Annotated in this window: 20 protein-coding genes and 1 pseudogene; 17 read left to right on the top strand and 4 right to left on the bottom strand. The window is 38.1% G+C overall.

Annotated elements, in window-relative coordinates:
- Positions 1 to 87: 87 nt before the first annotated feature.
- Genes M948_RS25920 through M948_RS0121605 form a run of 4 tightly spaced genes read left to right on the top strand, consistent with a single transcriptional unit; the run spans position 88 to position 4,864 of the window.
- The gene (locus M948_RS25920; RefSeq protein ID WP_021289291.1) at positions 88 to 1,389 is read left to right on the top strand and encodes a 6-phospho-beta-glucosidase; all 1,302 of its coding nucleotides are present in this window, start codon (positions 88 to 90) and stop codon (positions 1,387 to 1,389) included.
- 12 nt (positions 1,390 to 1,401) lie between these two features.
- Positions 1,402 to 1,704, top strand: a complete 303-nt coding sequence (locus M948_RS25915; protein WP_021289290.1) for a PTS sugar transporter subunit IIB — start codon at positions 1,402 to 1,404, stop codon at positions 1,702 to 1,704.
- A gap of 16 nt (positions 1,705 to 1,720) precedes the next feature.
- Positions 1,721 to 2,986: a PTS cellobiose transporter subunit IIC gene (celB, locus tag M948_RS25910; protein ID WP_021289289.1), complete on the top strand. Its 1,266-nt coding sequence runs from the start codon at positions 1,721 to 1,723 to the stop codon at positions 2,984 to 2,986.
- A gap of 33 nt (positions 2,987 to 3,019) precedes the next feature.
- The gene (locus M948_RS0121605) at positions 3,020 to 4,864 is read left to right on the top strand and encodes an exo-beta-N-acetylmuramidase NamZ domain-containing protein (RefSeq protein ID WP_160806658.1); all 1,845 of its coding nucleotides are present in this window, start codon (positions 3,020 to 3,022) and stop codon (positions 4,862 to 4,864) included.
- 185 nt (positions 4,865 to 5,049) lie between these two features.
- Here the strand turns inward: M948_RS0121605 and M948_RS25905 are convergent, their stop codons facing one another.
- A complete protein-coding gene (locus M948_RS25905; RefSeq protein ID WP_021289287.1) occupies positions 5,050 to 6,444 on the bottom strand; it encodes an NAD-dependent succinate-semialdehyde dehydrogenase in 1,395 nt (464 codons plus the stop codon).
- A gap of 507 nt (positions 6,445 to 6,951) precedes the next feature.
- On the opposite strand from M948_RS25905, the pseudogene M948_RS25900 reads away from it, so the two are divergent.
- Positions 6,952 to 8,517: pseudogene (locus M948_RS25900) on the top strand (S8 family serine peptidase); the annotation flags it as partial.
- 306 nt (positions 8,518 to 8,823) lie between these two features.
- Here the strand turns inward: M948_RS25900 and M948_RS25895 are convergent.
- Entirely contained in the window at positions 8,824 to 9,150 is a 327-nt protein-coding gene (locus M948_RS25895; RefSeq protein ID WP_021289285.1) for a hypothetical protein, read from the bottom strand.
- A gap of 711 nt (positions 9,151 to 9,861) precedes the next feature.
- On the opposite strand from M948_RS25895, the gene nikB reads away from it, so the two are divergent.
- The 12 genes from nikB (at position 9,862) to M948_RS25835 (ending at position 23,793) form a co-directional block, all read left to right on the top strand.
- On the top strand, positions 9,862 to 10,800 hold the full coding sequence (gene nikB, locus M948_RS25890) for a nickel ABC transporter permease (protein ID WP_021289284.1): 939 nt from the start codon (positions 9,862 to 9,864) through the stop codon (positions 10,798 to 10,800).
- 19 nt (positions 10,801 to 10,819) lie between these two features.
- Positions 10,820 to 11,713, top strand: coding sequence for an ABC transporter permease (locus M948_RS25885; RefSeq protein WP_021289283.1), 894 nt, complete (start codon positions 10,820 to 10,822; stop codon positions 11,711 to 11,713).
- Between the two features lie 21 nt (positions 11,714 to 11,734).
- On the top strand, positions 11,735 to 13,261 hold the full coding sequence (locus M948_RS25880; protein WP_021289282.1) for a glutathione ABC transporter substrate-binding protein: 1,527 nt from the start codon (positions 11,735 to 11,737) through the stop codon (positions 13,259 to 13,261).
- Between the two features lie 14 nt (positions 13,262 to 13,275).
- Entirely contained in the window at positions 13,276 to 14,274 is a 999-nt protein-coding gene (locus M948_RS25875; protein WP_021289281.1) for an ABC transporter ATP-binding protein, read from the top strand.
- A complete protein-coding gene (locus tag M948_RS25870) occupies positions 14,246 to 15,217 on the top strand; it encodes an ABC transporter ATP-binding protein (RefSeq protein WP_021289280.1) in 972 nt (323 codons plus the stop codon). The genes M948_RS25875 and M948_RS25870 overlap by 29 nt, the downstream gene beginning before the upstream one ends.
- 497 nt (positions 15,218 to 15,714) lie before the next feature.
- Positions 15,715 to 16,029: a PTS sugar transporter subunit IIB gene (locus M948_RS25865; protein WP_021289278.1), complete on the top strand. Its 315-nt coding sequence runs from the start codon at positions 15,715 to 15,717 to the stop codon at positions 16,027 to 16,029.
- Between the two features lie 76 nt (positions 16,030 to 16,105).
- Entirely contained in the window at positions 16,106 to 17,404 is a 1,299-nt protein-coding gene (celB, locus tag M948_RS25860; RefSeq protein ID WP_021289277.1) for a PTS cellobiose transporter subunit IIC, read from the top strand.
- A 26-nt stretch (positions 17,405 to 17,430) separates the two neighbouring features.
- On the top strand, positions 17,431 to 17,736 hold the full coding sequence (locus M948_RS25855) for a PTS lactose/cellobiose transporter subunit IIA (protein WP_021289276.1): 306 nt from the start codon (positions 17,431 to 17,433) through the stop codon (positions 17,734 to 17,736).
- A 25-nt stretch (positions 17,737 to 17,761) separates the two neighbouring features.
- A complete protein-coding gene (locus M948_RS25850; protein WP_021289275.1) occupies positions 17,762 to 19,144 on the top strand; it encodes a glycoside hydrolase family 1 protein in 1,383 nt (460 codons plus the stop codon).
- Between the two features lie 188 nt (positions 19,145 to 19,332).
- A complete protein-coding gene (locus tag M948_RS25845; protein WP_021289274.1) occupies positions 19,333 to 21,261 on the top strand; it encodes a BglG family transcription antiterminator in 1,929 nt (642 codons plus the stop codon).
- 313 nt (positions 21,262 to 21,574) lie between these two features.
- Positions 21,575 to 22,429 (top strand): ROK family protein, encoded by an 855-nt coding sequence (locus tag M948_RS25840; RefSeq protein ID WP_021289273.1) that lies wholly within the window; start codon positions 21,575 to 21,577, stop codon positions 22,427 to 22,429.
- 170 nt (positions 22,430 to 22,599) lie between these two features.
- A complete protein-coding gene (locus M948_RS25835) occupies positions 22,600 to 23,793 on the top strand; it encodes a Ger(x)C family spore germination protein (protein ID WP_074436630.1) in 1,194 nt (397 codons plus the stop codon).
- Between the two features lie 259 nt (positions 23,794 to 24,052).
- Here M948_RS25835 and M948_RS25830 read toward each other — a convergent pair whose 3' ends face one another.
- Together M948_RS25830 and M948_RS25825 are read right to left on the bottom strand one after the other, a co-directional pair.
- Positions 24,053 to 24,730 (bottom strand): N-acetylmannosamine-6-phosphate 2-epimerase, encoded by a 678-nt coding sequence (locus M948_RS25830; RefSeq protein ID WP_021289270.1) that lies wholly within the window; start codon positions 24,728 to 24,730, stop codon positions 24,053 to 24,055.
- 46 nt (positions 24,731 to 24,776) lie between these two features.
- On the bottom strand, positions 24,777 to 25,664 hold the full coding sequence (locus M948_RS25825; RefSeq protein ID WP_021289269.1) for an ROK family protein: 888 nt from the start codon (positions 25,662 to 25,664) through the stop codon (positions 24,777 to 24,779).
- Positions 25,665 to 25,670: the final 6 nt, after the last annotated feature.

The following is a 25,670-nucleotide window of genomic DNA, read 5'->3' as shown; positions in this document are numbered from 1 at the left end:
TGTGTTCCATTTAATTAAATATCTACTAAATTACAATCATCCTTAATAAACTGTATCAAGGACGTTTACTAGAAAGGATGGATTACTATGAAACCACTAAAAATTGTCGTCATTGGAGGTGGATCATCGTACACCCCAGAATTAATTGAAGGCTTGATTGACAACCATGATGTATTACCAGTTTCAGAGGTTTGGTTGGTAGATATTCTTGAAGGCAGAGAAAAATTAGAAATTATTGAAGCATTGGCGAAGCGAATGGTAGAAAAAGCAGGATGTCCGATTAAGATAGTTGCCACATTAGATCGCCGTGAAGCAATAGAAAACGCTTCCTATATTATCACCCAGATTAGAGTAGGGCAACTAACGATGCGAAAAAGTGATGAATACTTATCCATTAAGCATGGTGTTATTGGGCAGGAAACCACGGGAGCAGGTGGTTTTATGAAAGCATTACGGACAATTCCAGTAATGTTGGATATTTGTGAAGATATCGAGGAACTTGCTCCAGATGCATGGTTACTTAATTTTACGAATCCAGCAGGTATTATAACCGAGGCAATTCTCAAGCATCGTCATGTGAAAGTAGTTGGATTATGTAACAATCCAATCAACTTTTATAAAAAATTTGCTAAAGACTATCAAGTACCAATCAAGGATGTGAGTCTCCAGTTTGTTGGTATTAATCATTTGATTTGGATTACTGATTTTTCAATTAAAGGGATATCACGATTAAATGATGTGTTAACAGGAACATCTGATAGTTATCAAGCTAAAAACATACCAAACATGGGATGGGATCCTATTTTCTTACAATCACTAGATGCCATTCCATGTAGCTACCATAAATACTATTATCAGACAGATCAAATCCTGGCGAAGCAATTAGAGGAATATAAGCAAGGAGAAACAAGAGCTGATCAAGTGCAACAAGTAGAACAGGAATTGTTTACTATTTATGCGGACCCATCTACCACAGAAAAGCCAGAAGCACTAGATAGACGAGGCGGTGCGTATTATTCAGAAGCAGCGATTAATCTAATTAAATCCATTCACTTGGATGTTAAGCAAATTCACACAGTGAATGTGCGTAACAATGGTGCTATTCCATGCTTACCTAACGATGCCTGTGTCGAAGTCAATTGTCTTGTTGAAAATCATCAAATAACACCCTTGCAAACAGGAGATATTCCACCACAAATCAGAGGGTTACTGCAGGTTGTTAAGGCTTATGAAGAATTAACCGTAGAGGCAGCAGTTACTAGAGAAATAGGTACTGCTCTACAAGCTTTAACGCTTCATCCATTAATTCCATCAGCTGAAAAAGCGCATGAATTGCTACAGGATATGTTTATAGCGAATGAGGCTTATTTTCAACCAATTCTTACTTAGGAGGTGAGATATATGAAAATTACCCTGGTATGTGCATTAGGAATGAGTACAAGTATGCTTGTAGATAGAATGGAAAAGGTGGCAGAGGAAAAAGCAATTAATATCCAAATTGAAGCACATTCGGTTGATGAAATGGAAAAGCAGTTTGCTACCTCAGATCTTATTTTGCTGGGACCGCAAATTCGCTACAAACAAAAAGAACTTGCCGAAAAAGCAGCAGAAGCTAATGTGCCTATAGCTATGATTAATATGAAAGCATATGGAACGCTGAATGGAGAAGAGATACTGGAACAAGCTTTGGAGATATTACGTTAGAAAGGAGTGTAGACTATTGAATAGGTATCAAGCATTTATGGAACGTTACTTTTTGCCGGTTGCTGCGAGGTTGGCTGAACAGCGTTATTTACGGGCAATCCGAGATGGAATTATTGCCACGATGCCTTTATTAATTATTGGAAGTATTTTTTTGATCATTTCTTCGCCACCTGTTGAATCATGGGCAGCATTCATGAAGCCATATGCCACAACACTTAATATCCCAGTTAATGCAACATTCGGTTTGTTGGGACTGATTGCCGTGTTTGCGATTGCATATCATTTAGCCAAAAGTTATAACATGGATGGTTTGTCAGCAGGGGTACTTAGTATTGCAGCGTTTTTTGTAGCGACACCATTAACAGAAAACGGGAATATTCCACTTCATTTGATGGGAAGTGAAGGACTATTTATTGCTATTTTATTGGCATTATTTACGGTGGAAGTATACCGCTTTTTTGAAAGTAGAAATATGGTCATTCGTATGCCTGATGGCGTACCACCGTCTGTTTGGCGGGCTTTTACAGCGTTAATTCCAGGAGCAGCAATCATTGCTATTGTTTGGGGCATCGATTTGGTATTAAAAACAACTTGGGACTTATCCTTGCATGGTATCGTTGGTGCTGTGTTAAGAGAACCATTACAGCTGCTCGGGGGAAGTTTTTGGGGGGCAATTGTAGCGATTATCTTAATTCACTTATTATGGTCTTTTGGCATTCATGGTATTTCTGTCGTTGCTAGTGTAATGGCACCTATTTGGTATAGTTTGACGGAAGAGAATGTCGCAGCTCATCAGGCGGGAGAAGCACTGCCACATATTGTTGGTCAGCCGTTTATGGCAATTTGGTGGGCAGTGGGCGGTTCTGGTATGGCTTTGGCTTTGACATTGTTATTTGTATGGCGAGCTCGATCCAAGCATTTGAAAAGTTTAGGAAAAGGTTCCGTATGGGCAAGTGCGTTTAATATTAGTGAACCAGTTATTTTTGGTGCTCCGGTGGTAATGAATCCAATCCTTGTTATCCCGTTTATTCTTGCACCGCTTGCGGTTGGAATTATTACCTATGTTTCGATGTCGATTGGTTTGGTTGGAAAGCCATACGTGATTGTTCCTTGGACAACACCACCGCCGTTTTCAGGTATTTTGACAACAGGTGATTTTCGGGGTGGCATTCTTATGATTGTAAATATAATTGTAGCGATGGCTATTTATTATCCTTTCTTTAAGATGTATGATCGTCAGCTTGTCCACGAAGAGCAAGGAGATCAAACAGAAAACGTATAAATGTTCGCTATTTAGATGGATGGGAGTGTTTTGGTGAAGATTAAGATACTATGTTTATCAGCAATTGCAATTGTTTCCGTTCTATTACAGCAACATACGGTACTTGGACAAAAAGAACTGAGTCATAATGGGAAGAAGAAAGTAAAACCAGGTATTGAGGTTTTGTTAGAAGATCATTTGGATTGGATAGCTGGAAAGCGCGTAGGTTTAATTACCAATCCAACAGGAATCGATCAAGATTTAAAAAGTTCCATTGACCTTTTACATGAACATTCAGAAGTGAATTTAACCGCTCTATTTGGTCCAGAACATGGAATTCGTGGAGATAGAGAAGCTGGAGAGTATGTGGAGTCCTACATTGATGAAAAGACTGGATTACCTGTTTACAGTTTGTATGGTCCAACCTGGAAACCGACAGAAAAGATGCTTGAAAATGTTGATGTGTTGCTATTCGATATTCAAGATATCGGTTCGAATGTGTATACGTATATTTATACCCTTGGTTTTGCAATGGAAGCAGCTGCGGAGCAAGGTAAAGAGATCATTGTCCTAGATCGACCAAATCCGATTGGCGGTGAGCGAGTAGAGGGTCCTGTTCGTTCAGCGGATGCGGTTAGTTTTATGGGGAGGTTTTTGCTACCGGTTCGCCATGGAATGACAGTAGGGGAACTAGCAACGATGTGGAATCACGAATATAGTTTGGGTGTATCGTTAAAGGTAGCAAAAATGAAAGGTTGGAAGCGTTTTATGCATTTTGAAGATACTGCATTGCCATGGATTCAACCTTCACCAAATATTCCCACTCAAGAAACCGCTTATCTGTATGCAGGAACAGAACTACTGGATGATACAACATTAACAACTGGTCTAGGAACAACCAAACCGTTTGAACTAGTAGGTGCTCCATGGATTAATGGCGAGCAATTAGCGGAAGAAATGAATGCCAAGAGCCTAGAAGGTGTCCGATTTCGGTCCGCTTATTTTACACCGATGTTTGGAACATATGAAGGGGAACGAATCGGTGGTGTCCAAGTGCATATAACAAACCCTAAGAAAATAGAGTTAGTTAACTTAGGACTACAGCTTTTAGATACGATGCGTAATCAAGATCCAGCGCAATTTTCGATGACAGAAAAATACGCGAATCTAATTGGCGATTCAGATGCGGCTGAAATGATTGAAGAAGGGGAACCGGTGGAGAGGATTATCAATAGTTGGCAAGAGGAATTGACGAATTGGGTTGACCATGTACGTAATCAATACTTACTTTATGGACCTTATCCAGAAGGGGTAAAGCCTTATAAAGAAAAAACCGTACTTGGTATCTTACCATTGGATTTATCCGCTGCAGTTGGGCAAACAATCCCTCTAACCTTACAAGGTTTTGATAAGAAGGGAGAGGAACTAGAAATAAACCCGGAAGAAATTAATTGGGAAGTCTCAAACGGATTAGGGAATGTTGAAGATAATCAATTTTATGCAATCAAAGAAGGTACCGGTGAAATTATTGCAACCTTTCGAGAAGAAAAAGCAGTACGTAACGTTGATATATCTGCTACGTTAATTAAAAACATCCGTTTTGGTATACACGATGCTTATACACGAATCGTACTGGATTTAAATAAATCTGTGACCAATTATACTTTGGAAGAAGATGATCATCGCTTGTTATTAACCATTCCATATGGAGAGATAGATGGTGAGTTAGCTCAGGAAGGCGGAAGTATACCAGTCTCGAACAGCCCGGTAATAGAGCATGTTGATTATCGGGTAGAGGGAGAAGATTTTTTGGCAGAATTTCATTTAAAGCAACCTTCCGTAGATATAGAAACGCCAACATATGACTCACGTATTGTAGTAGATTTACAACATCAATAGAACAATTTGTCAAAAATGCGTATTCAAATCGAAATTCCATGTGACAAAATCCCACTATTGCAAGGAATTGGTTTCTGTGAAAGCAACGAAACACGATTAAGCTATTTTACTTTTTGTAAGAAAACGCCAATTCAATGAGCGAAATGGAAGCTCATTGAATTGGCGTTCAACATCTAGTGACAACCTTATTCTAAATTTCCAATGGACAAGTACTTTGTCTCTAAATATGGTTCAATGCCTTCTAGGCCGCCTTCACGTCCTAGCCCACTTTCTTTCATACCACCGAATGGTGCGTGTGCTGCAGATGGACCGCCATCATTCCAGCCAATAATTCCATAGTCTAATTGTTCATGGAGATACGTACCTGTTCGGTAATCATTTGTAAAAAAGTAAGCGGCAAGGCCGAATGGTGTATGATTTGCAATAGAAACGGCTTCCCCAATTTCAGTAAAGGTGGTTATAGGAGCAACTGGACCAAACGTTTCCTCGTGCATGATATCCATTTCTTTGGTTACATTTGTAAGCACGGTTGGATGAACAAAAAAGTAGCCTTTCTCTTTATTCGCATCGAAATGGTCACCTAACAGCACCTGGGCACCTTTTTTCTTTGCATCTGTAATATGAGAAATGATTTTTTCATAACCGCCTTGGTTTATAATTGGTCCAATATCAACACCTTCGTTTAATCCATTTCCGACCTGCAGTTGTTTTACTTCTGCAATCAATTTTTTAGAGAAGTCGTCAACGACATCTTCATGGACAATAATCCGGTTGGCGCAAACGCAAGTCTGTCCAGCATTGCGAAACTTAGTTGCAACGGTTTGTTTGGCGGCCAACTCGATATCTGCATCTTTGGCGACAATTAATGGTGCATGACCACCCAGTTCCATTGTTACATGCTTTACTGTATCTGCACTATTTTTTATTAATTCTTTACCCACTGACGTAGATCCAGTAAATGTAATTTTTCGAACATATTCACTTTCCGTAAATAAATCTCCAATGACGCTACCTGATCCAGTAACATATTGAATAGCTTCTTCTGGAATACCAGCTTCATGTGCTAATTCTATGATTCGTATACCAGTTAATGGTGTCTCAGAAGCCGGTTTTACAATAAATGTACAACCTGCTGCAAGTGCTGGTGCAGCTTTACGCGTCATCATAGCCGCTGGGAAATTCCAGGGGGTAATGGCTGCTACCAAACCAACGGGCTGTTTACTAATTATAATACGCTTTGATTCGGTATTTGCAGGGATTGTTCGTCCATATATTCGCTTTGCTTCTTCAGCATACCAATCAATATAACTTGCAGCGTACTCTACTTCTCCATACGACTCTTTTAATGGTTTCCCATTTTCAAGCGTCATTTGTTCGGCAAGATCATCTTTGGCATCGCGAATTTTTTTCGCCCATGCGTTTAATAGTTTCGCACGTTGATGGGCGTTGACCTTCGACCATGTTGAAAAATAGTCGTGTCCTTTCTTAAGAGCAATCTGAACATCTTCTTTGCTGTGCTTTTTAATCTCTTTAATCGTTTCCCCATTAGCAGGATTTGTAACAACAATCGAATCAGTCATGATAAAAACTCCTTTACTTAGTAATAGAACACTTCATTATTTTTATTATATTCCCTAATAGTCCATGGATAAAAACATTTGCTTCCTGTATTTAGGGAAATTTACGAGAAAAGGCTTATAAATGAAGAGGAAAAATAGTAGGTTCCAAAGGAAGTATAGGTGTTATTATTCATTTTTGTAAAAATATACTAATTTATGATTGAGCTTTGAAGCTGCGAATAAAGCTTGAAAACAAGGTATACATTTGATTTGAAGCAAATCTAATAAGTGAAATTCATTATAATTACCTAGGATAAAACATGAGAATTTTGCTACGAATCTACTAATTTATCAATAACGGCTTTTCTTTCGACTGCAATCGACAGCTTTTTTCTCGCTGCTTTTACTATACTTTTCATTACAACCTAGATCGTTCAAAAAAGCACCACTGTCAGCTAAGGGCCAAAATTTGTAAGGAGGGTAGACAGCAGGTGTTCTTTATCAAGGTTCTTATCTGATCTAAAAACGATGGGAGGAATAGCTGTGAGAATAAAACGGAGACATCGAATGAAAGCAGTTTTTAGCATAGCTGTATCGGCAATCATGACTTTCTCATTATTCACACCAGCAGTAGTAAATGCAGAAACAAGTACTAAATCCAATCAGGTGGTACAAGCAAAAGTTAGTAAGCGGTTAGTGAACGAATTTAATGATGATAGTAAAATAACCTTCCTAGTCAAATTTCGTGAAAAAGCCGATACGATGAGGGTGGCTAAACAAGCAAAAGCTTCCAGTCAAAGGGCACAAGTAACTGCTGAGAAGGCTGAGCTAACCCAACGGTCTGCTGTCTTAACCGAATTAAAGGAAACATCGTTGGATACGCAGCAAAATGTGAGGCAGTTTCTAGCAGAAGAAGCTAAAAAAGGTAATGTAGAATCATTTAAGTCGTACCATATTGTAAATGGGATGGCAGTAACAGCAACAAAAGACACAGCTAATAAAATCGCCGGTTTTGAGGAAGTAGAAAAGGTGTTGCCTAATGAAACAAGGGAATTATTTACAGCAGTTAGGCAAGATGCAGAAGCGCCTGCTTCACGCATTGCTAATGTAGAATGGAATGTTGAGCGTATCGGTGCTCCCGCTGTATGGGATATGGGATTTGATGGTTCTGGTGTAACTGTTGCTAGTATAGATACGGGGGTTCAATGGGATCATCCGGCATTAAAAGAAAAATACCGTGGCTATGATGCAGCTTCAGGAGAGGTAAGTCATGATTTTAACTGGTTTGATGCAACAGCAGGTGAAGCAGCGCCTTATGATGATCAAGGCCATGGTACACACGTAACCGGTACAATGGTTGGAAGTGAAGCTGATGGCTCTAACCAAATTGGCGTTGCTCCTGGAGCAGATTGGATCGCAGTAAAAGCATTTTCTGCCACTGGAGGTACAGATGCAGATTTATTAGAAGCAGCGGAATGGATATTAGCCCCGACGGATGCTGAAGGAAATGCACATGTAGAAATGGCTCCAGATATTGTTAATAATTCCTGGGGGGGCGGTTCAGGTCTTGATGAATGGTACCGTGATGTTGTACAAAATTGGAGAGCTGCAGAAATATTCCCTGAATTTTCAGCAGGCAACACGACGCTTACGAATCCAGGTGGACCGGAATCGGTAGCAGTACCAGCGAATTACCCTGAATCATTTGCAACTGGTGCAACGGACTTGAATGATCAACTAGGTAGCTTTTCTTTACAAGGACCGTCCCCTTATGAAGAAATAAAGCCTGAAATTTCAGCACCAGGTGTAAACATCCGTTCTAGTGTACCAGGTGGTGGCTATGAAGGCGGATGGAATGGAACTTCCATGGCTGGCCCTGCAGTTTCTGGAGTAGTAGCATTAATGAAACAAGCAGATAGTAGTTTAACCGTCGATGAGATAGAACAAGCGATTATATCGACAGCTAACCCATTGACGGATAGCGAATTTCCTGAATCGCCCAATAATGGATACGGTTATGGATTAATAAATGCATCTGATGCAGTTTCATCAATTGTACCGGGTGTCGGAACAACTCAACGACAATTAAAGAAAACAGTAGTGAATCAGGATGTCGCCATTGCATTTGTAAATCAACATAGAATAGCCCTCATGCGTTAACACAACATAGTCGGTTATTTTTGATTAAAAGGCAGATCTATCCGAACTATCATTCCGAGTATACGAAATTATAGTGGGGAAGGGTAGTTCGGATTTTATTGGTCCAACTAAATAAACCTAACGACTTAATGGTTAAGTGGTATGGTTCTAAGGAACTTTATCGACTATTCTTCAATTGAGGATAACATATCCTTGGTGTGATTATCGCTAATACTATTCGTACTAATTTAAAACAAATGACTAATTCACATAAAGATTACAGAGACGATTGTGGCCATTATATGGATAAATAAGGAAATCATATCTGGTGCGATAACTTTCTTGGGTATCCATTGAAGTGTAGCCCATATAGTAGATTGCGATGGTGGATACGTAACTAATAGCCACTCCGAGAGCCAACCCCAGCAAGAGCCACCGCCAGGATACTTTACGAAAGTCAAAAGAAAAAGCGGATCGAATACGTATGATGAAGGCTGCTCCAAAGGATCCTAATCCGTCCAAAGCGGATAATGCAGAGAGAGCATGACCCATAAACCCGGGATTAGGATCGGTGACTTGTTGAAGCAATATCACAGCTCCTACAATAATTACGATATATATTTTCGACCGTGATTTCTGGCCAACCAGACGTCTATAGACCCCGATTAAGAGTATCTCCAGTTTTGTGAGGATTCTTGAGTCCCCTATTCATTCATATCATAACAACTCCCATCATTTGTTGACGTATTTCAAGAGAAAACTGTGACATATTAAAACTCCTTTTCTGTTTAAATTTAGTTGATTTGATTTAATTCGTAGCGTACATAAGCTATGGGAACAGCCATATAACAATGAATTGTAGTATCAGGAGAGAAAACTGTAACAAATTCAAGTTAAAAACATTATGCAAAATCTACTTATTTAACTCTGTAGTGATTTCGTGTACTATTTTCAGGATCATGATAAAGGGATCAGTGGTAACGATAAAATCTTCATTTCATGTAGACTTCAGCCAGTGCAGAATCGCTATATATAATGAAGATTAGTGCTTTTTTATCCACGTTTCCGATGTAATTGAAGGTATTTAAACATGTTATGGCAGCTATAAACAACAATATAGTGCTAATGACATAAACGAAATAATTATAGGGATATTTCCTTAAAAAAGAAAGTAATTATTTAAAAAAATGGTTAAATCGACAGCTGATAATATTGACAACTGTCGAATTGTGAAATAGAATAATATTTAATTTATATAGAAAAATAAGAAAAATGAAACAATTGAAAGGGGAGGAATGAATGGTCGGATTAATTATTCGACGGTTTTTACAATTACTATTGCTGTTATTCGGTATTTCGTTTTTGGTTTTTATGAGCATGCATCTTGCACCAGGAGATCCTGCAACTATCATTGGTGGTCCTAATGCAACCGCATCAGATTTGGAGGCTATTCGGGAAAATTTAGGACTAAATCGGCCTGTCGTTGTTCAATATTTTGACTATTTAGCTGGAGTGTTGCAAGGAGATTTCGGCTACTCATATCAAACGAATCAAGCAGTTACAGAAGCAATTATTACTCGATTTCCTGCGACAATAAAGCTTGCAACCGCTAGTATGATTGTGGCTATTATTATTGGAATCGTTGCAGGTATGATTTCAGCAAGAAAGCAGAATAGCTGGATTGATGTGACAAGTACAACTTTCGCTTTAGCTGGTGTTTCTATTCCTAATTTTTGGCTTGGTGCAATGCTTATATTAATTTTCTCCGTAAACCTACAAATACTTCCAGTAGGTGGATTGAATTCCCCTTTTTACACAGTAGAAGGCATGAAAGAGTTAATTTTACCTGCAATTACTTTAGGTACGGCATCTGCAGCACTTATTGCGAGGATGACTAGGTCATCTATGCTTGAGGTAATTCGATCAGACTATATTCGTACAGCCAGAGCAAAAGGGGTTCGCAAGCATTCGTTAATATGGATACATGCACTTAAGAATGCAATGATTCCGGTAATTACTGTCATTGGCATTAACTTTGGTGGGCTACTAGGGGGAACGATTATTACGGAGCAGGTTTTCGCCATTAATGGTGTTGGCAGATTAATGATTGATGCGATAGCAGCAAGAGATTTTCCTATTGTACAAGGAACGGTATTATTAGTTGCCGGCATATTTGTAGTTGTCAATTTGGTAGTAGATATTATCTATGCACTCATTGACCCAAGAATAAGTTATTAAGTTAGAAAGGAGGTAAACAATGTCATCGGTAGCTGGGCTTAAGGAAAAACAAGAGAAATCATGGAAGGAACATCGATTGATCACCATATTTCGGGATTTAGTTAAAAACAAATTAGCTGCGATTGGGATTGTAATCATCGCAAGCATTTTTATTGCAGCGGTATTTGCTCCTTGGTTATCGAGTTATGGTCCCTATGAACAGGATTTAAGTGGTACCAAATTAGCAGCTGGGGCAGATGGCCACATCTTAGGAACAGATAATTATGGGAGAGATATGTGGTCGAGATTGGTTCATGGAGCGAGGCTATCTCTAGTGGTGGGTTTAAGCTCCGTAGCAATCGGATTGATCGGCGGAATTGGTCTTGGTCTACTAGCAGGTTATTACCGAAAGTTAGATGGATTGATTATGAGAGTTGTTGACTTATTGTTTGCATTTCCTGGAATTCTATTAGCCATGTTAATTATAGCAATGCTTGGCACAAGTTTAATAAATGTCATTATTGCGATAAGTATTTGGTCCATTCCAGGCTGTGCTCGTATCGTTCGCGGAAGTGTGTTATCCATAAAACAACAAGAGTATATTCTTGCTATGAAAACATTAGGGGCAAGTGATAGAAGAATCTTATTAAAACATATTCTTCCTAATTGTACTGCTCCTTTAATTGTATTTGCGACAATGCGAATGGCTACTGCTATTTTATCAACCTCTGCATTAAGTTACTTAGGATTAGGAGCGCAACCACCTACGCCTGAATGGGGGGCAATGATAGCAGCAGGGCAGGATTTTATGTGGGAAGCGCCGCATATGGCTATTATCCCAGGATTAGGTATTATGTTAACCGTTTTTGCCTTTAATGTAGTTGGTGATGGATTAAGAGATGCACTTGATCCAAATATGGACATGAATGTTTAAAAAAGAGAGAGGGAGATATGAATGAGAAAACGTTTTGTACCAATATGTTTGCTCGTATTAATGATTGTTTCTGCTGCTTGTAGTAGTGAGAATAGTAGTGGAAAAGAAAGCACAACACCCCCACAAGAAATCACATATGCCTCTACTTCAGATGCAGCAGGGTTGTCTCCAATTGATACCAATGACTCTGTATCTTCAAATGTAACGTATCAAGTGTATGAAACATTATTCACACAGGATCCAGAAACAATGGAAATCGAACCATTATTAGCTGAATCGTATGAAAATCCTGATGATAATACATGGGTTATTAAGTTAAAAGAAGGGATTACCTTCCACGATGGTACTCCGTTTAATGCTGAAGCGGTGAAGTATACATTTGAACAATTGAAAGATCCAGATAGAGCCGCGCCTCGAGCATCTTTGCTTGCACCGATCGAATCGATCGAAGTGGAAGATGAAAATACCGTCGTATTAAATACGGAGGAACCGTACGGACCGATGTTAGCTGCTCTCAGCCATACGAATGCAGCAATTGTTAGCCCAACAGCTGATCAGGAAGGGGATATCAATAAAGAACCAGTTGGAACTGGACCATTTGTATTTGATGAGTGGGTGGAAGGCGATCATATTACATTAACTAGAAATGAAGATTACTGGAGAGATCCAGCAAAATTAGAAAAGGTGACATACAAAGTAGTTCCAGAGTTTTCAACCGCTATATCCATGTTGGAAACAGGGGAAGTCCAATTTATCGATGCAATCGCATCTGATCATATTAATCGTGTCGAATCGATTCAAAATGTTGAAGTACAAAAAACGGAAGGTACGCGTGTATCCTATCTAGGATTTAATATGGAAAAAGAACCATTTAATGAATTGGCATTTAGACAAGCGGTTGCATACGGTATTGATCAAGAAGCATACGTATCTCAACTGAATGATCTTGGTATAGACAATGAGAGTATTATTGGTCCAAATGTTTTCGGCTATCAAGAAGATGCTAAGGAAAAAGGGTATGCATATAATCCTGAAAAAGCCAAGCAACTGATAGAAGATAATGGGTACGCTGGTCAGGAAATCACACTATTTGCTGCCAACCGTGACAATTATATGAAAATGGCCGAAATTGTACAATCACAGTTATCAGAAATCGGATTAAATGTTTCTATTGAAACAATGGAGTGGGCAAGCTTTTTGGAGAGTGCTAGAAAGGGAGACTACGAGATGACTTTTCTAGGCTGGTCAAATAGTACTGCAGACGGAAGTGAATTACTCTATCCGAATTTACACTCAGATAATATTGGTTCTTCCAATTATGCAAGATACGAAAATAGCGAATTTGATAAATTGGTACAAGAATCACGTTCGTCTGTTGATCAAGAAGTTAGAAAGCAAAAATTACACGCAGCAAATTTAATTGCTATGGAGGAAGCTCCTTGGATTGTAATGAATCATGGCATTGTAACAGCAGCTTATGATGCGTCTATGGAGGGGTTAATTGTTGATCCTACCGGAAAGTGGTCGCTATATCCAGTTAGTAGATAGAAAGGATGAATCTTATGAATCCACTATTACAAGTAACGGATTTAGAAACAACGTTTCATACACCAAATAAAGATTTGACTGCTGTCCGAAATGTATCCTTTTCGGTGGATCATGGGGAAACGTTGTGTATTGTCGGTGAATCAGGTTGCGGAAAAAGTTTGACTTCTCTTTCAATCATGGGTCTTTTACCAGCGAAGGGAAGAATAACGAATGGAAGCATTTTACTCGGGGAAGAAGAACTAACGAAACAATCAGAAGTGCAAATGGAGAAGATAAGAGGAAATAAAGTATCCATGATTTTTCAAGAACCGATGACTGCGCTTAATCCCGTCCTAACTATTGGTTTTCAACTTCGTGAATCACTAATGATTCATCGGCAAATGAATAAAAAAGCAGCTACTGTAAAAAGTATAGAGTTATTAAACAAAGTAGGAATTCCTAGTCCGAGAGAGAGGTTAAAACAATATCCACATGAATTAAGTGGTGGTATGCGTCAGCGGGTGATGATTGCTATCGCATTAGCTTGTGAACCAGATCTATTAATTGCTGACGAACCAACTACTGCGCTTGATGTAACCATTCAAGCACAAATTTTGGATTTAATTGATGAGCTGCAACAAGAGATTGGAATGGGAGTTATTTTTGTCACACACGATATGGGGGTGGTTGCTGAAATTGCTGATCGTGTCATGGTAATGTATGGAGGGGAAGTCGTTGAGACGGCTGATGTCGATGCGATTTTTGAAGCTCCCCAACATCCGTATACAAAAGGGTTACTTCATTCCGTTCCAGATGTTGATAATCCAATGCAGGAGTTAAAAATAATTGAAGGTTCTATGCCTGGACCCGACGATAAGATAACAGGATGCCGATTTCATCCCAGATGTCCATTTGCTATGGAAAAATGTAAACAGAAAGAACCTCCATTATTTAATCTGTCTCCGATGCATACTAGTAAATGTTGGTTACAGGAGGTGACAGAGAGTGAGTCGAACACCGTTATTAGAGGTTAACAATGTAACCAAACATTTCCCAATAAAAAAAGGGGTGTTTCGGCGTACAAAAGCACATGTAAAAGCGGTTAATGGTGTGGATTTGTTTGTTCATGAGGGAGAAACATTAGGTGTGGTTGGGGAATCAGGCTGTGGTAAGTCTACCTTAGGAAGAGTAATTATTGGTCTTGAAAAAATGACCAATGGAACCATTTATTTTCAAGGGGACTCTATTGGACAATTATCAGATCGTCATTTGAAAAAATATAAACGGAATTTGCAGATGATTTTTCAAGATCCTTTTGCATCACTTAATCCAAGACAAAAAGTGGGAGACGCCTTAGAAGAAGTATTTATTATTCATGATTCCGATTTAAATAAACAGCACCGAAAGCAGCGTGTTTTGGAATTACTTAAAGAAGTTGGATTAAAAGCAGAACATTATCATCGATATCCACATGAGTTTAGTGGGGGGCAACGGCAGCGCATAGGTATTGCACGTGCGTTAGCATTAAATCCGTCATTGATTGTATGCGATGAAGCTGTATCTGCTCTTGATGTTTCTGTACAAGCTCAAGTTATAAAGCTTTTAAAAGATTTACAGAAAAAATATCAGCTTAGCTATTTATTTATTTCCCATGATCTGGGAGTCGTCCGACATATGAGTGATCGAGTCCTTGTTATGTACTTAGGCGCACAGGTTGAATTAGGAGATGCAAGTCGAATTTATGCAAATCCCCTTCACCCATATACGAAGGCATTATTATCTGCTATTCCTCGCCCGAAAACTAAAATAAAGCGAGAACGCATCAAGTTACAAGGGGACATGCCTAGTCCAGCAAATTATCCAAAAGGCTGCCCATTTCATACACGATGCCCGATTGCAAAATCCTATTGTGCGGAAAGGATGCCTGCGTATCGTGAAGTAGAAGAAAATCATTTTGTTGCTTGCCATGAGGTTTAACAAACATGCAGGAACTGGTTCTTTGCCAGTTCCTGCAACCTTTTTCTTCATAATAGTATCTGATCCTTATAGTTCCCCGCTATTAATCATATCTACGACAGCTTCCAGCGAAAAATCATCGCCATTTATAAGCGATTGCTTTTTCTCTTCTATTGCAGCTTGTTTTTTATATGGTTTTCATTCGCCGTTTGTTGTATGCAAATTCGTTAGACTTGATCATTCATCTTAAATAGACATTGATGTTCAACTAAAACTTCCTCCATCCAAGCTGCTTCATATTGATTTAACCTTTTCATGAACTGTCTCCTTCTCATTTCTGTCTAAATATGTTAGTACCCACCTAATTGATGAATTAAACTTTATCCTTTACTTATGTAAATAATTGTAAGCGCTTAATTATTTCCGTTTCGTAACGGAAAAAGTATAGGTGTAGTTTCCGGTAGTATTCTTTTAAACTATAGTTAAAATTAACTAATTACCAGCTAGGAGGAATTCTCTTGAAAAATATTGTTTTAGCATGTTCAGCAGGTATGTCAACAAGTTTATTAGTTTCTAAGATGGAAGAAATAGCTACTGAAAAAGGACTAGATGTCCGGATTTGGGCAGTAGCACAGGATAAAGTGGTTAAAGAAATGGAACAAGCAGATGTACTACTTATTGGACCGCAAATGCGCTTTTTGAAGAAGAAGCTTTCGAAGGCCGCGGAAGAGTTGAATGTCCCTATTGATGTCATTGATCCGATTGCATATGGAAGAATCGATGGAGAAGCGGTGTTAACAACAGCATTAGAGATGCTTGAGGGAAATAAATAAAAAGTTAATAACGATTTCAAGTGTTTGATAATTATTTAATCGTTATTTAGCTGCCATTTAAAAGGGGGAGATTTAAATGAATGGGAAGTTTATGGAAATGTTGGAGAACTTCTTATTACCTATTGCTGATAAGTTAAACAATAATCGGTATTTATCAGCTTTACGTGATGGATTTATGGTTGCTTTACCACTGATTATTTTTGGATCCATTTTTGTTGTTATTGCCAATTTTCCTTTTCTGGATAAGATGATTAGTGAGGAGGCATATACAGCATACCAAAATGCTTTAGGTCCAGCTTCAGCTGCAACGTTGAGTATTATGGGGATGTTCGTCATTGTTGGGATCGGTTATAAGCTAACCGAACATTATGAAGGAGAGGCAATATACGGTGGAGTTGTGGCATTAGCTGCATTCCTTATCTTAACTCCGCAAGTATTAGAAGGTGTTTCCGGGGTTATTCCTACAGCGAGTCTTGGAGCAGAAGGAATGTTCCTTGGTATCTTTACAGCCTTTATCTCTGCAGAATTATATCACTTTTTTGTGAAAAAAGATTGGACGATCAAAATGCCTGCTGGAGTACCAGGTGCTGTTTCTAGATCATTTAGTGCATTAATTCCAATCACGTTAACATTATCTGTATTTTTAGTTATCCGTATTCTATTTAGTTATACTAATTTTGAGACGCTACAGAATTTTATTTATACTATTATACAACAACCATTAACTGAATTAGGTAGTGGATTACCCGCAACGATTATTGCCGTACTATTAATTCAACTCTTCTGGTTCTTTGGTCTTCATGGCCAAATCATTGTGAATTCCGTTTTCGATCCAATTTGGTATGCATTAAATGATCAAAACCTGTCTGCATTTCAGGCTGGAAATGAATTGCCAAACATTGTGACCAAACAGTTTGTTGATTCTTTTCTTGTTGGTATGGGTGGGTCAGGTATGACATTAGCTGTCATTATCCTAATCTTTATCATCGGGAGAAGTAGACAATTGAAAGAATTAGGAAAGCTAGGAGCTCCTGCTGGTATTTTTAATGTAAACGAACCAATTATTTTTGGTTTACCAATTATTATGAATCCATTGATTATTATTCCATGGCTTGTTGCACCAGTAGTAGTTACCGTTATTACGTATGTTGCAATGGCTACAGGATTAGTTCCACCACCTGCAGGGGTCATTGTTCCTTGGACAACACCTGTTATTTTAAATGGATTTTTAGCAACCGGGAATGCATGGCAAGGCGGTGTATTACAAGCTTTCAATTTACTTGTTGTTATTGCTATTTGGTGGCCATTCTTGAAAATTATGGATAAAAGCTACTATGAGAAAGAGAAAAAAGCAGAAACAAAAAAATCGACGTAATTGAACAGTCATGAGAGGTGAAAATCGTGGATCAAACAACAGAAATTGCATTTCAAATTATTTTGCATGCAGGTAATGGTAAATCGAATGTGATGGAGGCTATTCAAGAAGCTAAACATGGTGATTTTTCTAAAGCGGATGAATTAGTAGAAGAAGCGGGTGAAGAATTAAGTAAGGCACATGAGTATCAAACAAAACTCCTTCAAAATGAGGCAAAAGGGGAGGAGAATGTGATTAATGTCATGCTTATCCATTCACAGGATCATTTAATGACAACTATGACAGTAAGAGATCTTGCGATTGAAATAATTGAAATCTATCGAAATAAGTAGTCAGATATAAATAGGAGGTACAGTAATGGAAGTGAATTATCAGTTTCCACAAGGTTTTTGGTGGGGGAGTGCAACTTCAGCAACGCAGATAGAAGGGGCGGCAAACGAAGACGGCAAAGCAAAAAACATTTGGGATCATTGGTATGAACAAGAACCTCATCGATTTTTTGATAACGTCGGTCCGAGTAAGACCTCTGATTTTTATCATACCTATAAAGATGATATACAGTTAATGAAAGAAATTGGACATAACACCTTTCGAATCTCGCTTTCATGGTCTAGGCTCATGCCTCAGGGAGAGCTAAATCAACAAGCTGTAACATTTTACAATTCGGTAATCGACGAGTTAATAGCTAATGATATTGAACCGTTTGTCAATCTCTTTCACTTTGATATGCCATTTGATTTGCAAAAACAGGGTGGTTGGGAAAGTAGAGAAGTAGTAGATAAATATGTAGATTATGCTGCTACATGTTTTCGGCTGTTTGGCGATCGTGTAACGAAATGGTTTACGTTTAACGAACCAATTGTACCAGTAGAAGGTGGCTACTTATATGATTTTCATTATCCAAACATCGTTGATGCCAAAAAGGCTGTTCAAGTAGCTTATCATACGATGATTGCACATGCGAAAGCAGTGCAAGCATTTCGTCAATTTGACTTTACACAAAGTAAGATTGGAATTATCTTAAATCTAACTCCTTCTTATCCAAGAAGCAATAACCCAGCCGACCTTAGAGCTTCTCGAATCGCGGATCTATTTTTTAATCGTAGCTTTTTAGACCCAGCTGTTCTTGGTGAATATCCAGAAGAATTGATTGCTATTCTAAAAGAGCATGGTCAACTGCCTTCAACATTCGAAGGGGATAAGGAGCTCTTAAAACGAAATACGATCGATTTACTTGGCGTAAATTATTACCAGCCTCGTCGAGTCAAAGCAAAAGAGCATTTACCAAATCCATATGCTCCGTTTATGCCTGATTGGTTTTTCGATAATTATGAAATGCCAGGAAGGAAGATGAATAAGTATCGGGGTTGGGAGATTTATGAAAAGGGTATTTATGATATCTTGATTAATTTAAAAGAGAACTATGGAAATATTGCGTCTTTCATCTCAGAGAATGGGATGGGCGTTCAAGATGAGGAGCGTTTTATAGAAAACGGAGAAATTCAGGATGATTATCGCATTGAATTTATCCGTGATCATCTAAAATGGGTCCATCAAGCGATTCAAGAAGATTGTAATGTAAAAGGCTATCATTTATGGGCGTTCATGGATAATTGGTCTTGGATGAATGCTTATAAAAATCGTTACGGTTTCTACTCGGTGAATCTCAAAACCATGAAACGAACACCAAAGAAAAGCGCACATTGGATAAAAAGCGTAGCTGAGCATAACGGATTTTAAAAAAGAATGGCCTTCATATCCATTAAAAGACAAATACTAAAAAAGTATCATTCTATTAACAAATCGACTAAAATAAAGAGAATTGAGTAATTTTGGTCTTCAGTAAAAAAACAGCGTTCTGGTGGATTTAGTACATTCAACTACCAGAACGCCCTCTTTTCTAAACCTTCAGTAAGGAGCAATTAGATATGCTTACCTTAAGGATGCGAATGATTTTAAAAAAAATGATGATTGCCGATGCTCCTGTTACAGGAGCTTTTTTGGCTGATTTAAATAATGTAACTTCTCGCACGACAAGGGGAGATATAAAGAAGTTGGATGACCAGATTCAAGGATATGGCGCAAAGATTGAAACGATTATGGGAAAAGGGTATAAACTAGCAATACTTGACGAGACGAGGTTCCGCGATTTTCTGCATAGGATTGCTTATCATGAATTACCAATTGGAATAATGCATCCACAAACACCAGAAGAACGGGAGACAGAAATTATTCGCAGGCTATTAGTTAGTAATGACTATGTAAAGTTGGAACAATTAGCTGATGAGCTGTTTGTTAGTAAATCTACCGTGCAAAATGACTTGAAGCAAGTGAAACGTATTTTACAGCGCTACTCCATTCATCTAAAATCCCGACCTAATTATGGATTGCGATTAGAAGGTGAAGAATTAAAGATTCGATTTTGTATGGCTGAATATATCGTTGAGCGAAACGATGATCGTGGTGAACAACCAATGGAAAAATTCATTGATTCTATCGAAAAGGAAGATGTAGAGTCTATTTCCCAGGTTATTATCCGACAGATTAGGAACTATCATATTAGTATGTCAGATATTGCCATTCAAAACTTAGTTGTCCACATCGCTATTGCGTTTCAGCGCATACGTAGTGGAAATCATATCACGTTGCAGTCTAGTGAAGTAAAACAAATTCGTACGCAATACGAATATCAAGTAGCTGCAAGGATCGTAAAGAAAGTTGAGCAGCACTTTCAAGTTGCATTCCCACTTGAAGAAACAGCCTATATAGCTATTCACTTACTAGGAACAAAAATGTTATCGGAACCTAATAAAGCAGAAGTACTCGATGAACATATGATTTCAGAAAATATCTTAGCTATTATACGAAAAATGCTGCATAAAGTAGAGGGAGAATATAACTTAGGAATTGAACATGATAAGGAGTTAATTATTGCGTTAGGATTGCATTTGAAACCAGCCATCAATCGATACAAATATGGCATGAATATACGAAACCCATTACTTGAAGAAATTAAAAGAAAGTATCCTTTGGCATTTGAAGCAGGAATTTTAGCAGGGTTGGTAATTGAAGAGGAAACAGGTTCAGAGATTGATGAAAATGAAATTGGCTATATTGCCTTACACATTGGTGCTGCAATCGAAAGGAAAAATTTCCATACAGGTCCGAAACGCTGTTTAATTGTTTGTGCTTCTGGGTTTGGAACAGCACAGCTTATTTATTACAAAGTAAAAACAGAATTTAAACAAACGCTAGACGTTGTTGGAATTACGGAACGATACAAGTTACATGAGTATCCGTTACATGAAATTGACGTCATTATTAGTTCCGTGCCAATTGCATCGAATATTTCTGTGCCTGTTGTCGAAGTTAGCGCTATATTGGGAAGTTCGGATTTAGAACGGATTGAACAGTTTATTAACAATCAAGGACGAATAACTACCTATTTCCAAAAACACCTCATGTTTTTAAGAGAAGATTTAGTGACAAAAGATGAAGTGCTTGAATTTTTATATCATCAGCTCTTTCAGTTAGGGATGGTTCAAGGTGATTTCCTGAATTATATATATCAACGTGAAAAAATTGCGCCAACTTCCTATGGTAATTTAGTGGCCATTCCACACCCAATCACACCGCAGACAAATGAAACATTTTTAACCGTATGTACGTTAAAAAAGCCGGTGTTATGGGGGACAAAGCCTGTTCAGTTCATATGTTTGTTAAATGTGAAAAAAGATAGTAAGGAAGATTTACAGCAGATGTATGAGTTGTTAGGATCTATTGTCAATTCAGAAATAACTGTCCAACAACTGATAAAATCTACTACCTATCAAGCTTTTATCCAAGAATTGCAATAAAGGCAGGGCATTGTTTTCTTCTGGTTTATCTATGAAACAAGTTAAGTAAGATTTTGTTATACTATTACTGAGTAATGAGCAGGACATATGGTATGGATAAGGATCCGATTTTTTTAGCCCGTGTCTCAAAAGAGAATATGGGCGGGGAGAGAACAATCGCTGGATTTTCTACAATGTAGCGTGATAAAACAATTTGCGATTGAAAAAGGAGACCATTTTATTCTGCATCGCGGCATACAAACATATCAAATTGAATGGTCATGCAGAATTCATTGTCTCCCATACATAAACATTTAGTGAGGAGCGAGCATGTATGTTAACAGGTGGTATTGAAGCTGGCGGTACAAAGTTTGTCTGTGCAGTAGGTAAAGGATCAGGGGAAATCATTGACAAGGTAACCTTTCCTACAACAACTCCGGATGAAACACTTAGGCGTGTACGTGACTATTTTTCTGAATTCTCTATACGTGCTATTGGAATTGGAAGTTTTGGACCAGTGGATTTGGACAAGAAGAGTACCTCTTACGGGACCATTTTGCATACGCCAAAGCAACAATGGCGGCAATTTGATTTACTAACTGCAATGAAAGAATATGTTCAAGTCCCGCTTTTTCTAGATACGGATGTAAATGCTGCAGCTTTAGGAGAGTACAAATATGGAGTTGCACAAAAAGATCAGAGCTGCTTATATATTACTGTTGGAACGGGTATTGGTGCTGGTTTTGTTAAAGATGGCGTAACGTATCAAGGAAAAAGTCATCCAGAGATGGGACATATCATGATTCAAAAACATACGGATGATTATTTCGCTGGCATTTGCCCCTCTCATGGTGCATGCTTAGAAGGTCTAGCGTCCGGCCCAGCCATTGAAAAGCGATATGGTAAAAAAGCAGAATTGCTTGCAAGTCACAAGGAGGTATGGGAGTTAGAAGCTTTTTACCTCGCACAAGCGATTATAAACTATACGCTTGTATTATCTCCCGAACGAGTTATTATTGGTGGCGGCGTTATGAAACAGCATGAATTATATCAGCGTATTCGTAATTACTTTTCACAGCTAATGAATAATTATGTGGAATTAGGTAATCTAGAAGATTTTATCACAGCTCCAACGTTATCAGATGAGCAGGGGATAAAAGGCGCTATTGCACTTACGTACATGGAATAAGAAAAAATATATAAAGTGAATGCATTTTGAATACTTTTTTTGCTAGAGACTGCCCCGCTTTGGTGCAGTTTTTTATATTGTTTTGCTATGCATATCTCCTTCTCATTGAGGACAAGTTAACCATAAAAATGCTGGAATTATAGCTTAACGTGGTAAGGGATTTGGTATGAGTGGGCAAAAAGCATATCGTTATCGTACTCAGTTGTTGCATATTCCTAACAGGTTGTTGGGATCGTGTGGAAATTGAAGATAGAGGGTTCGTTATTGGATCCGCTATTGATTTAAAAGAAAAAAAACCTGACGGCTCGTATGTATTAGAACTGACACACCAAGCAGCTGTTCCTTCCGAGTTTGGTTCCCCTTTAAAAGGAGGAGGTGGCAGTAAAAAAGCATATTCCAATATATCAGCTTCTGGAGAAAGCTTGTTTGAGTTAACTAGGCAAATGTCTACAATAACCAGCCATGCCTTGTTTTTTTCTCATATGCAAGTACTCATTCTTTCTGAAGAATTAGCGAAAGAGCCCAATTTAATTGCAAATATTGTGGATTACTTTATTCGAGATCATGAGATGAGACGTTCGATAAAGTTAGTCATTGCAGATGGTGGAGCTAAAGAAATCTTAAACTCAAAAGTGGAGAATGAACATCTTCCCGCTTTGTATTTGGAATCGCTCATGGATAATGCATATAAAAATACAGAATCAATGAAACCAGTACATATTGGAGAAGTTCAAGAGATGCTCCTAGGCAATCAAAGTTTTGTCATCCCTAAAGTAAACATGACGGATAAAAATTACATTCAATATAAAGATGCTGCTGCATTTCAAGGAATGAGCCATAAAATGGTTGATTCATTATCGGATGAAGAATCAAAAGGATTAAACTTCCTAACACAACATAACCAAGGAGGACCAATTAAAATTAAGATCGATGGTCAAATGGTTGCTGTTGAATTAAGTGATATTAAACCGTCCATCCGTCTAGTAAATAAGCATAAAAATACGGCAGAAATTGCTATAACCATTGATTTAGAGGGAAGAATCACCGAAAGAATAGGGGATATGAGTGTTTTAAATGATGCATACCTGAAAAAGGTAAAAAAAGCCATTGAAGAAAAGGTAAAGGCCATGTCCTACCAAGTAATAGCAAAAGCACAAGATGAATTGCATACGGATATACTTGGGATTGGAGAATTCTTATACACATATCATTATGGGTTTTGGTCAAAGGTTAAGGATAATTGGGAAACGGGGGAAAATTATTTCTCACAAAGCTCGATCCATGTGTCAACAGATGTAAAAATTGAAATGGTTGGTTCGGCAGATAAAGTAACCAATACGAAAGGGAATAGAAATTCTCGTTAAAGCTAGCTGATTGAAGCACGTTGTCAGATGAGGCAGGTGCAAGAGCAATTTCGAAATAAAATAACAGTAAACCCGAATACGTATTATTGTATTCGGGTTCTTGTCTCTTTCTATAGGATTTTATAAACAGGAAAATGAAACAGTTGAGCATGTTGAGAAATCTGCAGGAACGGCACAGGTCGTGCTGTTCCAATCGGGGGAATTGCTTGTTGCATACCCGAGTTAGCAGAGGTTGTTTTCGTAGAAGTTGCCGTATGACTTAACCACATACATTGATAAATCGTTTCGTTATTTCCTTTGGTCTAGTAATTGCACCACCTACTACACATGCAAAAGCGCCAATTTCTTTACATCGTTTGTACATATCAGGAGTCACAATATTCCCCTCTGCGATTACAGGAATAGAAACGTGTTCGATAACTTTCTTTAAGAAGGAGAAGTCATCATCGTATAGTTTCTTTCCATTTGTTCCTTCTGTATATCCGTGAAGTGTGGTTGAAATACAATCGAATCCTAATTTTTGTGCAGATATAGCTTCTTCAACGGTAGCTATATCCGCCATTAGCTCAACATGGGGAGCTGATCGATTTGTATGTTTAATTATATCCCTAATTGTCGCTGATTTGGGCCTTCGCCGATCTGTAGCATCCATAGCGATCATTTCACAACCACTCTCTATTAATTCATCAATTTCTTTTTTCGTTGCTGTTATAAAAACAGAGCTGCCTTGGTAATCCCTCTTTACAATACCGATTATTGGAAGTGGTACTTCCTTTTTTATTTCTACGATATCTTCTTTGGTATTGGCTCTTATCCCACAGGCACCACCCTGAAAAGCAGCAAGTGCCAACTTCGACATAATAAAGGAGCTATGTAGAGGCTCATCAGGTAAAGCCTGACAAGAAACAATTAATCCATTTTTAACTTGCGCTAGCATTCGATCAACTCCTTATCTAAAGTTCTTCATCCTTTTTAAAAGTAGATTAATGCAAAGACGCTTCCGCGTTTGTTTTTAAAAAAGGGTAGATGGCGCCATATAACGCTGCATGATTATGTAAAGCAGCCATCCTTACCTTTGTCTGTAGAAAATGTTTAGGCAAATAGTGATGTATTTCTTTTTGAATAAAATTTAATAGATAATCACCTTGTTTGGAAATGCCACCACCAATCACGATATACTCTGGATCATATAGTAGGATAATCTGTGCCAAGCCACTTGCTATTTCCTTTGCCCAGTTACGAATAATAGTTAAACATTTGTGACACCCCAATTTTGCACGTTCAAATAACGATTCTGGGGTAACAGTATCATCAAGATGTTCCTTTATTGTTGAAATAAGTGCATTGGTAGAAGCTCTGGACTCGTAGTTTGTTCCTGTAGTAGGGTCATATGATAAGTAGCCCACAGAATTCGCTTGTTGATTTGCTCCATCTATTAAGTGATTTTTGTAGTAAGCTCCACCAATTCCAGTACCAATAGTGATGCAGAAGATATTGTTTTTATTTATCATAGAGCCTTTCCAGATTTCTCCCAATAATGCTGCATTCACATCATTCTCAACGACAACTGGTATACTGAATTTTTTGGTTAAAGGCTGTTTCCATTCCATCCCTTTGTAGAAAGGGAGAGTTGGTCCAGCATAAACAACCTTGCCAATGTATCTATCCACAATACCAGCAGTACTGATCCCAATTCCAGATAGGTTATATTCGTTCTGTATCTCTTTAATAATCTGTTCTATTTGTTGGTATAAAACTTGTTTACTAGTAGTTTTGGTTTGTTCCTTCCTATGATCGTTTAATTCTAAGTTTTCGTTTAAGAGGGCGTACTTAATATACGTTCCACCAATATCGATTGATAAATATTCCATCTAAAG

It is taken from the genome of Virgibacillus sp. CM-4, from assembly GCF_000445495.1.
In the GTDB taxonomy this organism is placed as follows: Bacteria; Bacillota; Bacilli; order Bacillales; family Amphibacillaceae; genus Virgibacillus; species Virgibacillus salexigens.
The sequence above is the reverse complement of the archived record's forward strand: the minus strand, read 5'-3'. Positions and strand labels throughout refer to the sequence as shown.

Excerpts from the sequence above, each read along its gene's own strand:
- M948_RS25920 (WP_021289291.1), top strand. The coding sequence starts at position 88 with ATGAAACCACTAAAAATTGTCGTCATTGGAGGTGGATCATCGTACACC.
- M948_RS25915 (WP_021289290.1), top strand. The coding sequence starts at position 1,402 with ATGAAAATTACCCTGGTATGTGCATTAGGAATGAGTACAAGTATGCTT.
- M948_RS25905 (WP_021289287.1), bottom strand. The coding sequence starts at position 6,444 with ATGACTGATTCGATTGTTGTTACAAATCCTGCTAATGGGGAAACGATT.
- nikB (WP_021289284.1), top strand. The coding sequence starts at position 9,862 with ATGGTCGGATTAATTATTCGACGGTTTTTACAATTACTATTGCTGTTA.
- M948_RS25885 (WP_021289283.1), top strand. The coding sequence starts at position 10,820 with ATGTCATCGGTAGCTGGGCTTAAGGAAAAACAAGAGAAATCATGGAAG.
- M948_RS25880 (WP_021289282.1), top strand. The coding sequence starts at position 11,735 with ATGAGAAAACGTTTTGTACCAATATGTTTGCTCGTATTAATGATTGTT.
- M948_RS25875 (WP_021289281.1), top strand. The coding sequence starts at position 13,276 with ATGAATCCACTATTACAAGTAACGGATTTAGAAACAACGTTTCATACA.
- celB (WP_021289277.1), top strand. The coding sequence starts at position 16,106 with ATGAATGGGAAGTTTATGGAAATGTTGGAGAACTTCTTATTACCTATT.
- M948_RS25850 (WP_021289275.1), top strand. The coding sequence starts at position 17,762 with ATGGAAGTGAATTATCAGTTTCCACAAGGTTTTTGGTGGGGGAGTGCA.
- M948_RS25845 (WP_021289274.1), top strand. The coding sequence starts at position 19,333 with ATGCTTACCTTAAGGATGCGAATGATTTTAAAAAAAATGATGATTGCC.
- M948_RS25840 (WP_021289273.1), top strand. The coding sequence starts at position 21,575 with ATGTTAACAGGTGGTATTGAAGCTGGCGGTACAAAGTTTGTCTGTGCA.
- M948_RS25830 (WP_021289270.1), bottom strand. The coding sequence starts at position 24,730 with ATGCTAGCGCAAGTTAAAAATGGATTAATTGTTTCTTGTCAGGCTTTA.
- M948_RS25825 (WP_021289269.1), bottom strand. The coding sequence starts at position 25,664 with ATGGAATATTTATCAATCGATATTGGTGGAACGTATATTAAGTACGCC.